General features: G+C 62.3%; 8 protein-coding genes. 7 read left to right on the top strand and 1 reads right to left on the bottom strand.

Annotated elements, in window-relative coordinates; genetic code table 11:
* The first annotated feature begins 124 nt into the window (after window positions 1-124).
* From VGD45_RS30195 to VGD45_RS30180, 4 genes are all read left to right on the top strand, one after another.
* Window positions 125-673: an isochorismatase family cysteine hydrolase gene (locus VGD45_RS30195; protein WP_331159122.1), complete on the top strand. Its 549-nt coding sequence runs from the start codon at window positions 125-127 to the stop codon at window positions 671-673.
* Window positions 674-733: 60 nt separating this feature from the next.
* Window positions 734-2,347, top strand: coding sequence for a hypothetical protein (locus tag VGD45_RS30190; RefSeq protein WP_331159121.1), 1,614 nt, complete (start codon window positions 734-736; stop codon window positions 2,345-2,347).
* A gap of 125 nt (window positions 2,348-2,472) precedes the next feature.
* Window positions 2,473-3,102 (top strand): hypothetical protein, encoded by a 630-nt coding sequence (locus VGD45_RS30185; protein WP_331159120.1) that lies wholly within the window; start codon window positions 2,473-2,475, stop codon window positions 3,100-3,102.
* A gap of 10 nt (window positions 3,103-3,112) precedes the next feature.
* The gene (locus tag VGD45_RS30180) at window positions 3,113-3,736 is read left to right on the top strand and encodes a YajG family lipoprotein (RefSeq protein ID WP_331159119.1); all 624 of its coding nucleotides are present in this window, start codon (window positions 3,113-3,115) and stop codon (window positions 3,734-3,736) included.
* A gap of 84 nt (window positions 3,737-3,820) precedes the next feature.
* On the opposite strand, the gene VGD45_RS30175 is transcribed toward VGD45_RS30180, so the two are convergent.
* Window positions 3,821-6,568, bottom strand: a complete 2,748-nt coding sequence (locus VGD45_RS30175) for a TonB-dependent receptor (protein WP_331159118.1) — start codon at window positions 6,566-6,568, stop codon at window positions 3,821-3,823.
* Window positions 6,569-6,702: 134 nt separating this feature from the next.
* Between VGD45_RS30175 and VGD45_RS30170 the strand changes: the two genes are divergently transcribed.
* From VGD45_RS30170 to VGD45_RS30160, 3 genes are all read left to right on the top strand, one after another.
* Entirely contained in the window at window positions 6,703-7,293 is a 591-nt protein-coding gene (locus tag VGD45_RS30170; RefSeq protein ID WP_331159117.1) for an RNA polymerase sigma factor, read from the top strand.
* Window positions 7,286-8,389: a FecR family protein gene (locus VGD45_RS30165; protein ID WP_331159116.1), complete on the top strand. Its 1,104-nt coding sequence runs from the start codon at window positions 7,286-7,288 to the stop codon at window positions 8,387-8,389. The genes VGD45_RS30170 and VGD45_RS30165 overlap by 8 nt, the downstream gene beginning before the upstream one ends.
* Before the next feature lie 123 nt (window positions 8,390-8,512).
* A complete protein-coding gene (locus tag VGD45_RS30160; protein ID WP_331159191.1) occupies window positions 8,513-11,023 on the top strand; it encodes a TonB-dependent receptor in 2,511 nt (836 codons plus the stop codon).
* Window positions 11,024-11,088 lie beyond the last annotated feature (65 nt).

Below are 11,088 nucleotides of genomic sequence, written 5' to 3'. Positions count from 1 at the left end.
GCCGTGAGGTGGAACGATCGTCGATGTTGAATCAGGTGCTGCAGGAGACCGGTCCTGCAGCCGCTTGTGTTAGTGTGGCTGCCGATGAGTGAGTCCGAGATGTTTGTCGAACAGGAGGCGAGCCATGTCGCTGGATTTCGAGGGGGACTACATCGATAGAGCGGCGCTGGTCGTCATGCACTATCAGGTCGACGTTTTTACCATCCTGTTCGGTGAGCAACCCTCGCCGCTGCTGGATAAGTGCAATGAGTTGATCCGGCGCTGGCGTGTCACTGGCCGGCCCGTGTTGTTTCCCAACTTCTTTCTGGGCGAAAACTACGAGCACGCCTCGAAGAATAATCGCCTGATCTCATCGATCGTACCGACCGGCTACTTCCGTAATGCGCAGCCGATGAAGGGACTCGCGATCGAGCGGGACGACGTCTTCTATGCGTGCCCGCGAGCCAGCGTATTTCATGGCACGACGCTCGACGCCGACCTGCGGGCGCGAGGTGTGAGCACGCTGGTGATGGCTGGGATCAGCACTACTGGCGTCGTGCTTTCGAGCATCACGTGGGCGAGCGATGCGGACTATGACGTGCGCCTGGTTCGGGACTGCTGCTATGACCCGGATCGAGCCGCGCACGAAGCTCTGTTTCGCACCGGCTTCGGCGGGCGAGTAGAGGTAGTGTGAAACGCCGATCTTGAGGCCCACGTCACTGTGCCGGTCGGCGGCTTCTGCTTGACTGGCCGAATGCCTTCGTTCATCTCCTCTCAGCGGCGCAACGTCGATCGACTGCTTGCGTTGATCTTGTTGTGGAACGTCATTGGCGGCTTGTTCGTCACGCTGGGCACGCCGTGGCTTTCGGAGATCGCGCAAGCAGACCCAGTGCGATCGCCAGATGTTCCGCCTTCCGGATACGGCTGGCTGGCCATCGGCCTGCCAACGCATTACGCGGGCCTCTGGCTAACCGCGCTGGGTGTGTACGCGTTGCACCGGATGCGGCGTCATTTGCGGTGGGAGCTGGCCGCGGTTTTGTTCTACGCGCCGCAGACATATGCAATTCTGTCGCCTGTGCATGTCGACATGTGGATAGGATTGTTCGCCGCGACTTCCTTCCAGTCGGTTGCAATCAACTGGATCGCAATCGTCCTGCTTCTCGCTCACGCGTGGTTGATGTTACTGGACACGAAGTTCCCCGCGTACCTGACACGGATGTCGACTGTCCCGATCAACCTGCCGGCTGTCGCAGTCAACGTGTCACCGATCGTCCGCCTGCCGACTGTCGTTGTCAGCCCGTGGACTGTCCTGACCAAACTGTGGGCTGCCGTTGTCAACCTGCCGCCCGTCGCGCGCCTGCGCACAGCAGCGCGCAGTTTGTCTCGAATTTTGTTTGGTGTAACACCGCTGTCACGATCGGCGCTGTCGCGTCGCTACGCCACTATCGCCACGATAACCGCATCCGTTTTTTTGCCGCTGGTGGGGTGGGTCGAGGTCATTCGTTCGCCGCTGTTGTTGTTGCCCGTGACGTTTGTAGCTGCGTATGTAGTGGCGTTCGTGTGGTCGGGCGGTCAACGCGAGCCGCGTTTTTCCGAAAAGCGCGGCGCCGTGGGTTCGTTACTAACCTACGTTTATATGGGCATGGCCGCGGATTTGTTGAGCCGCTGGCCCGACGACGGGCGGATCCCGGTGTTCCGTTTTTTCCTCGTCATGTGGGTTTATCTGATTCCTTACATACTGCTGGTGCCGGTGATCGGCGCAATCGCCGGCGACTGGCTCGGGAAAAGAGTCGCGGCGCCGGAGGAAAATAATAGGGATCGCTCATCGCGCCTCACTGCGGCGATGTGGCTGACGCTGCTGACGCCGCTGCTGGCATTCGCGCTCAGCTATGCACTGGAGGCACCACAGCGACAACGGATTGAAACCGCACGCGTGGTAGCGCAGCGCGCGCTCGAACATTTCGATCGAAACGAGCCGGAGCAGTTGTATGCGATGTTCACCCCCGAATCTCGGGACATGATCGATCGCGCTGCTTTCGTTACGACGCTCAGAGAACGACGCGAAACGGTAGGCGGATTACGGTATAGCGATGCCCGGTCAGAAAAGCGTCATCAGTGGTATCCGCGCGCCGGGATCGTTCAGTTCGACTTCTATCGTCTGGGCGACAATGGGAAATCGAGCGATTCGAGCGAGTCGATCGTCATCGACGTTCGTGGCTTGAGTCCCATGGTCTCGGCGCTGTCCATGAGTTTCGAAAACCCGCTTACCGCCCCCGACATCCTCGTGCCGCGTCGTGACTGTGGCGGCAAACACGAAAAGTTGCATTGTGGACACGACGACGATCTGCCACCGCGCAGCCTGTTCTGAGACCTAACGGGAAGGTCACACTTTTGTATCAATCTTTGCTTGACTTGAGCCCCCGCATCTCACATCGTATGCATTAATTACAACGGACTGCGCAAAAACATTTAACAACGCAGCGGGCGATCACGATGATCCATTGGCTCTCGGCACTCACGGCAGCGCTGGTCCTGGTCGCTGCTCCGGTCTCGGCGGATGTCACTCGCGCCATCCAGATCAGCGTCGACGATCCCCCGAAATTCGACGTCGTCTATCACCGCGCGCAAACCAATGCGACCGGCGCGGTGATCGGCGGGATCATCGGCGCCAGCATCCAGGCGGGCGTCGAAGCGGATCGCGATTCCGATAAGCGCAAGGAGCTCGAGCCGCACATCGCCGACGACGTTTGGCAGAACGTTTTCGTGAACACGCTCAACGAAGCGCTGCTCGCGAAGGGCTTCCAGCCGCAGTGGGTCGAGGGCAAGGCGGACGGCAAAGGCAAGGCCGACGTCTATCTGCAGCTGTTTCCCGCCTCCTATGGATTTCGCGTCGTGGACTCGAACACGCTGATGGTCTCGGCGTACGTCGAGTTCGAAGCGGCCTACGCGCGCGAGCCGATCAAGCGGGCGAAGTCGAAGGAGCCGTTCTATCTCACCGACAAGAAACAGGCGAGCTACTCGGACATGCTGCTGGATACCTCGACCTTGAACGGCGAGATCGAAGCGGTGCTCGCGCAGGCGGCGCGCCGACTGGCGAACAAGATCATCTACAACGTCAAATAGGGAGAACGCCGTGCATCTGTTGAGATTCCTGGTCATCGCCGCCGCCGTCCTGGTGGCGCAGGGCTGCGCCTTCACCAAGGCGACGCTCGATGTGAAGCCCACCGCCGCCCAGGTCGCCGGCCCGCTCGGCGACTTGCAATCGATTTCGTTCGCGACGCCGCAGCTGGTGGACTCGCGTCAGGACAAGGCGCGTATCGGCTGGAAGAAGAACGGTTTCGGACAGAACACTGCCGACATCGTCACCAAGGAGCCGGTGGAGCAGATCGTCGAAAGCGCGGTGGCCAAGGCGCTCCTCGACACCAAGCACAGCGTCGGCGACGGCGGCGCGGTCCAGGTGGTCGGCACCATCGATCGCTTCTGGTTCGATCTCGACGTCAACATGTGGACGGTCAAGTTCATCGGCGACGTGCAATGCACGGTGGATTTCGTCGACCCCCAGACCAAGCAGTCCATCTATAAGTCCAAGTACTCCGGCAATTACGCCGACACCAAAGCCGGCGGCCTGGAAAAGACCTGGACCGAGGTCATGAGCAAGGCGCTCGACAAGCTCATCGAATCCATCGTGCTCGACGAGGAACTGGTGGCCGCGTTGAGCAAACGGATGACGCCCAAGGTCTCCAGCACCAACCAATGAGTTAGATCGCGAGCGGCGATGTTCGATGGCGCGCCCGCGCCGTCAGCATCGCCGCCGCCATCCACGCCGTAACGGGTGCGGCGGCTAACGAAAATTTCCTGACAACCGCGCAAACCATGCCGCGCCGTTGAAGCCCATCTGCACGGACTCGTGAGTAAAGTTCGTGTCCGTTTCGTTCGGATCCTGGGGCGAGGGCAGGGCGTCGAAAATGTTTGTTCCTCCGAGCGTGAATTTCCACGTGCTGTCCAGCTCGTAGCCGAGGCTCAGGTCGACCGAGGTGCGCGGCCGATAGCGTTGATCCGGGACTGTCTCCCCTGAGAACGTGCCGAGTGTGAGCGAACCGAAGTGCGTCAGCTTCACGGTCGCATCCCAGCGTCCGAGGGTGTAGTTGGCGCTCAGGATTGCTTTCGATTCGGGCGCCGCGCCTTCGATGAACAGGCGCTCGCGGCGTGACAGGAACGCGTCGATTCCCTGTGCGCGCAGCACGGACGTTGGATTGACCCTCGTGATCGAGTTCGTGTTGTAGTTCACTCCGAGAAATGTCGTCATCGTGCCCGCGCCGAGTTGCGCAGCGTGATTGACGGTCGCGTCCACACCCCTGGTGCGCGTATCGACGGCGTTCACCAGGAACTGCGCCCGGGCGACATTGAGGGACTCGAGCACTGCCCGCAACGCCGCGGTCGATGGGCTCGTCAGATCGGCGGTGTCTATTCCCTGGATCAGAACGATACGATCCCGCACATCCACCTGATAGGCATCGAGTGTGACGGACAGGCTCGCTGTCGGCGCATAGGCCAGTCCGAGGGAGGCGTTGCGCGATTGTTCCTCTCGCAGACTCGAAACGCCTGCCGCCAAAGCGATCGGACTGCCGTTCGGCGCGATCACGATATCGAGCGGTGCGCCCTGCACGAAATTCGTGATGGTGGAGCTGAAGTACTGCTGCTGAAGCGAGGGTGCACGGAAACCGCCGCTCACGGAGCCGCGCAGGCGGAGCGAGTCGTTGATCTTGTACGAGGAGGCGAGCTTGCCGATTTGCGCGTTACCGAAGTCGCTGTAGTGTTCGAAGCGAGCCGCGGCGGCAAACAGAAATTTGTCCGTGAACTGCGCTTCGACGTCCACGTAGGCGCCGCTTGCGTTGCGGCTCCTGTCGACCCGGTCCTCGGGCCGGAATCCAGGAAATCCCTGGCTGCCGGCGTTGCCGCCGCCGGCGCCGTCGTAGTCGTCCCAGGAACCGCGCTCGCCAGCGCGGATCTGGTAAGTTTCCCGCCGCGTCTCGGCGCCGAAGGCGACGTTGATCCCCTCGAGTGCAGAGGCGAAATAGCGAGTGACGTCGAGATTGATCAGGCTCTGGTCGAAGCTGAAGCCGCCAGCCTCGAATGCAGTGGGTGAGAGTCCCGCGCCGCCGGCGAGGAGGTCGGCATTGGCGATCGATGCGTTCAGCGTGTTGGCAATGATGTACTCCATGCTGTTGCGGCCATGCGTGCCGCTCAGATCCGCCTTCCAGCCGGCGACGTTCGTCCTTGCTCCTGCAGTGACGGTTCGATCTCTCACCTGCGTGCCGATGCGTGGCGCAAAACCATCCGGATACATCGCCGCCGAATTTCGCACTGGAATGTGCGTGCTTTGTCCGCAAGGAGGATCGACGCCCCAGCGATCGTAAGCACTGGCATCGCCCATGCGATTCTGCATGCCGCCATGTAGATAGAGCTCGCCGGTCTCGCCCGTGCCTATCGCGCTGTTGAGGTAGATCGTGCGGTTCTCCACGCTCGCGTCGCCGATCTCGCGATGAGGCCGGCAGGGATCGCGGTTGCGGTTCGACGGACCGCGTTCGACATACTCTCCTGTCAAATTCATGAAACCGCGGGCGCCGAGATCGAAGCCGTAGTTCACCGCGAGCTGCGTGTTCTCGCCATCGCCTCGCGTGTACCCGCCCGTCGCCGCGACGAGCTCGAGTTGCCGGCTGCGTTTGAGACCGATATTCATGACGCCAGCGATGGCGTCGGAGCCGTATTGAGCGGCGGCGCCGTCGCGCAATACATCGATACGCTCGATCGCGAGCGCCGGAATGGTGTTGAGATCGGTCCCGGTATTGCCGCGCGCGCGGCTGCCGTAAACATTGACGAGCGCGACGGAGTGTAGGCGTTTGCCGTTCACGAGCACGAGCGTCTGATCTGGCCCGAGACCGCGCAGCGCCGCGGAGTCGATGTGATCGGCGCCGTCCGCACCCACCTGACGATTGGAGTTGAAGGAGGGCGCCGCGAATTGAACGATCTGCCCGACCTCGAACTGTCCCGATCGGTGCAGCAGCGTGGCCAGCGGAATCTGGTCGATGGGCACGGGCGCATCGGCGGCGGAGCGATCGGGCCGTCGCGTGCCGACGACGACGATCTCGCCCAGCCGCTCGGGAGCATCGCGTAGCTCGCCAGGGTCCATGCCTTCTGAAGCATCATCGATGCGCAGCGTGCTCCTTGTATGACGTTCGCTGTCGGCGCGCCCGCCTTCAGCGTCTTCTTGTTCCGATGCGCTTTGCACCCGCGAGTCCTCGGCGCCTGCTGCTTGAATTGCAATAGCAGCGTTGCCCACGGCGCGATAGGTGAGGCCGCTTCCATTCAACAGAATCTCGAGAGCGCTGCCCCTCGCGTACTCGCCGTTCAGCGTCGGCGTGCTGAGCGACTCCGCCAGGCGGCTCTCGACGATGATCTGAACCTGCGCCTGCCGCGAGAACTGCAGCAGCGCCGCCCCGAGTCCCTGCGCCGGGATCTCGAACCGTATCACCCGCGACAGATCGACGCCGGCGAGCGCGCTCTGGCACGCAAGCAGCATGCCTGCCATCGAGACGACTACCCCGCGGGCAAAAGAGTTTGCAGGAAGCATTGCCAATATTTGCTGCTCCGTCGTCTAAAGGAAAGTCTATCGATGCTGAAGAAAATCCTATCGATTGGCATGTCACAAGCTGGCCAGGACTGATGACCAATTTGATACATGAGGAGCTCGGAGTTGAACGTTCCGGCAAGCCGGCCGCCGGCCGCGCGGAACAAATCACACGTTTGTTCAGCGAGCACAACGAATCCCTGGTGCGTTTCCTGGCCGCGCGCCTGAACTCGGTGCAGGAGGCGAAGGAAGTTGCACAAGAAGCGTACGTGCGGCTGCTGAGCCTGGACGATTCTGGTGCGGTGAGTTTCTTGCGGGCGTTCCTGTTCAAGACGGCGGCGAATCTGGCCGTCGACCGGCTGCGCAGCCGCAATCGCCAGCGCCAGGCGATGAACGCCGGCCTGTGCGATGAGCTGCGCGAGGCGCCGACGCCGGATCACGAGGCGGCGCAGGCCGAAGAGGCGGAGATTGTCCGACGATTGATCGAAGAGTTGCCGCCGAAATGCCGGCGCGTATTCATTCTGCACCGGATTCATGGCGAGGAGTTCTCGCAGATCGCGAAGCAGATGGAACTGTCCGAGCGGATGGTTCGGCACTACGTGTTGAGGGCAGTGCTTTATTGCCGCGCGGGGCTCGATGCGGCCCAGTCCTCGAAAGAAACATCGAAGGAGCGGGGCCGTGGCTGACCCAAACACCCTGGAGATCGAGCAGGACCCGCTGATGCAAGCGGCTGCGGAGTGGTCGGCCGAGCTGTCCTCCGCAGAGATCTCGCCGCAGCGAATCGCGCAATGGCAACAGTGGCTCGCCGCGAGTGAGGCGCATCGCGACGCCTTTGATCGGATTCAGTCGACCTTGCGAGCCATCGATCGGCTGGCCAGCGAGAACATTCCCTGGCCGACCGAGGCGGAGATTGCGAGCGACCCCTATGACGGCTCGGTGCCGGTTTCCGTTTGGCGGGCGCGAGTCTCGCGAGCGGCCGCTCGAGGGGCGCGTCGCCGCAGTGAGATCTGGATCGATACTTTGCGGCGTCGACGAGGAATCGCCGTCGGCCTGGCTGCAAGTATCCTCGTGGCTCTCGCGACGCCGATCGCTCTACAACTCATTCGCTCGGAGCTCCAACCGGCGGTCACGATCGTCGAGACGCGCGCTGGCGAGAATCGCGACGTGTCGCTCGAGGACGGGTCCGTTGTCAGCGCGGGCGCCCGCACGGTGCTCTGGGCGACATTGAGCCGCGAGACGCGCGAGGTGACGCTCGAGCGAGGCGAAGCTTTCTTTCGAGTCGCGAAGGATCCGGCGCGACCATTCACTGTAAAGATCGGGAACACGACGGTCGCGGCCGTCGGCACCGCCTTCAATATACGGCGCGCGGGGGAGCACGTCGTCGTCGCAGTGGCCGATGGAATCGTGAAGGTGGATGCATCCGCTGCGCAGGGGAACTCACCGGCCCCTGCGCAACTCGGCGTCGGACAGCAGCTGAATATCAATTCGACCGACGGCAGCTCGAGCATGCAGGTCGTGGACGCAGGGGCAATCGCGGCCTGGCGCGATGGACTTCTGCAATACCGGGACGAGCCGCTGCCATTGGTGATCGCCGATGTAGTGCGTTATTCCGAGTACGACATCGTGATCGCGGACCCTACGGTCGCGCAGCTGCGCGTCACCGGCACGGTTTTCACGCACGACGTGAAGAGCTGGCTGCAGAGTCTCGAAGCCGCATTGCCCGTGCGCGTGACCAGCGCGCCCGATGGGACCGTGCGCCTCGAATCGACAGCGCGCGAGTAGTTCACCAAAAACAAAAAGCCTCGCTCGCGCGCATTGCTAACAAGGAGGAGCCGACGATGTGCAGGAAGCAACATCAATCGTCTTGGGGGCTGCGTCAACTAACATGGGAGACTTGACGTGAACATGCAACTCAGAAATTCGGTGCTGGCTGCGATGGGGCTTGCTGCGCCGTTGTTGTTCGGCGCCGTGGACTCGAGCCTCGCTCAGGATGCCGGCACAGGCAGCGATACAGTCGAAGAATTGGTGGTCACCGGTGTGCGCGGCGAAGCGCGCTCGGCTACGGAGTCCACCGTGCCGGTGGATGTGATATCCGCCGCGGAGTTCGCCAATCAGGGCGATACCGACTTGAGCAATCTGCTAAGAAACGTCGTACCGTCGTACAACGTCAACGCGCAGCCGATCAGCGACGCCGCCACCATCGTGCGTCCGGCGAACTTGCGCGGCCTGGCGCCTGATCACACGCTGGTGCTGGTCAACGGCAAGCGCCGGCATCGAGCGGCGGTCATCTATTGGATCGGCAATGGCGTGGCGGACGGCGCGCAGGGCCCGGATATTTCGGCCATTCCTGCCAGCGCGTTGAAGCAGGTGGAAGTCCTGCGCGACGGCGCATCGGCGCAGTACGGATCGGACGCCATCGCCGGCGTGATGAATTTCATCCTGAACGACGCGAATCAGGGCGCCAATCTCGAGGCCCGCTACGGCGGCTACTACGCAGGCGACGGCGCCAGCTATGCGATCAGCGGCAACCTCGGCTTGCCGCTCACCGACAATGGCTTCGCCAACTTCAGCTTCGAGTACGGCGAAAGCGATCCGACCGACCGCAGTATCCAACGCGACGATGCGGCGGCGCTCATCGCGGCGGGCAACACTGCAGTCAACAATCCGGCGCAAGTGTGGGGCTCGCCCGAGCTGCAGGACGATTTGAAGACGTTCGTGAACTGGGGCGTCGACCTGACGCCGAGCCTCGAGCTCTACGGTCACGGCAACTACGTGTCCAAGACCGCCATCGGCGGTTTCTATTTTCGCAATCCCAATACCCGATCGGGGGTGTTCAGCGCCGATAACGGCGAGAGCTTGCTGATCGGCGATCTCACGCCGGGCACGACGCCGTGTCCGACGGTCACGATCACCGACAATGTTCCCGATCCGACGGCGCTGGCCGCGGTGAATGCCGATCCGAACTGTTTCTCGTTCCAGGAAATGTTTCCCGGCGGATTCACGCCGAGTTTCGGTGGCGATGTGACGGACTATGCAGCCGTCGCCGGCTTGCGCGGCAGCGTGGGCGAGCGAATCGACTGGGACCTGAGCGCGGGCTATGGGTCCAACCGCGTGGACTTCTTCATCACCAATACAGTGAATGCATCGTTGGGCCCCGACACGCCGACGACGTTCGATCCGGGCTCATACATTCAGGAGGAGCTGAATGTGAATTTCGACGTCGTGTACGAGCTGAGCGAGACGCTCACGTTCGCGGCCGGCGCCGAATATCGCGATGAAACCTTCGAAATCGAAGCCGGGCAGGTCGAGTCCTGGGATTTCGGACCGCTCGCGGCACAAGGCTTCAGCGCGGCGTCGAACGGCTTCCCCGGATTCAGCGATCAGATCGCGGGCAGCTGGACCCGCAGCAACCATGCCTTGTACGGCGCCACGGAGTGGCGCGTGACCGATCCGTGGCAGGTCGATCTCGCCGTGCGCTGGGAAGATTTCGAGGACTTCGGCACGACCACGAACGGCAAGGTCGCAACCAACTACCGCTTCAACGATGCATTTGCGATCCGCGGCAGCTGGAGCACGGGTTTCCGCGCGCCGACACCGGGCCAGTCGAATGCATCGAACGTAACGACGCAGTTCGATCCTGCCGTCGGGGAGCTGGTCAACCAAGGTACGATTCCATCGACCAATCCGGTCGCGCTGCTACGAGGCGGCGAGGCGCTCGAGCCCGAGGAGTCGCAGAATCTCAGCTTCGGTGCGGTCCTCGAGCTCGGTAATTTCACGCTGACCGCGGACTACTACATCATCGAGGTGGACGACCGCATCGCCGTTTCGCAAGACTTCGAGCTCACTCCGGAAGAAGTCGCGGCGCTGGTAGCGTCCGGCGTCACGAGCGCGGCGAATCTGCAGACGTTTCGTTTCTTCACCAACGACTTCGATACCGAGACCAAGGGCATCGATCTGGTCGCGACCTACGGCGCGTCGCTGTTCGGTGGCGAGTCGAGCCTGAGCCTGGCCTTCAACAACAATCAAACCGAAGTGACGCGCTTCAATCCGGACACTCTCAATGCGAGCCGCATCCGGCAACTGGAGGAGGGCTTGCCGGAGACGCGCTGGAGCCTCACCGGCACACAATCCTGGGGACCGTTGCGACTGCTGGCGCGCGTCAGCCAGTACGACGGCTGGTACGACAACGAGGACGGTCGCGCCTATGACGGTGGCAACTTCATCTTCGATGCGGAAGTGGCTTACAACGTGAGCCGCGGACTGACGTTCATCCTCGGGGCGCAGAATCTGTTCGACGAATACCCCGATGAGAATCCCGGCGGCGCCGCCGGCGCGGGCAACCGCTACAGCCAATACACGCCGTTCGGTTTCAACGGCGGCTTCTGGTATGGCCGCATGACCTACCGCTTCGACTAGCTGCGGACGACGCGGGACCCGCCCCTCAGCGGGTCCCGCTGTATCTGGCCGGCTCCGCCCTCCGA

This window comes from Steroidobacter sp., assembly GCF_036402275.1.
Classification (GTDB): Bacteria; Pseudomonadota; Gammaproteobacteria; order Steroidobacterales; family Steroidobacteraceae; genus Steroidobacter.
Note: the sequence above shows the minus strand (reverse complement) of the source record. Positions and strands in the feature narration are given on the sequence as shown.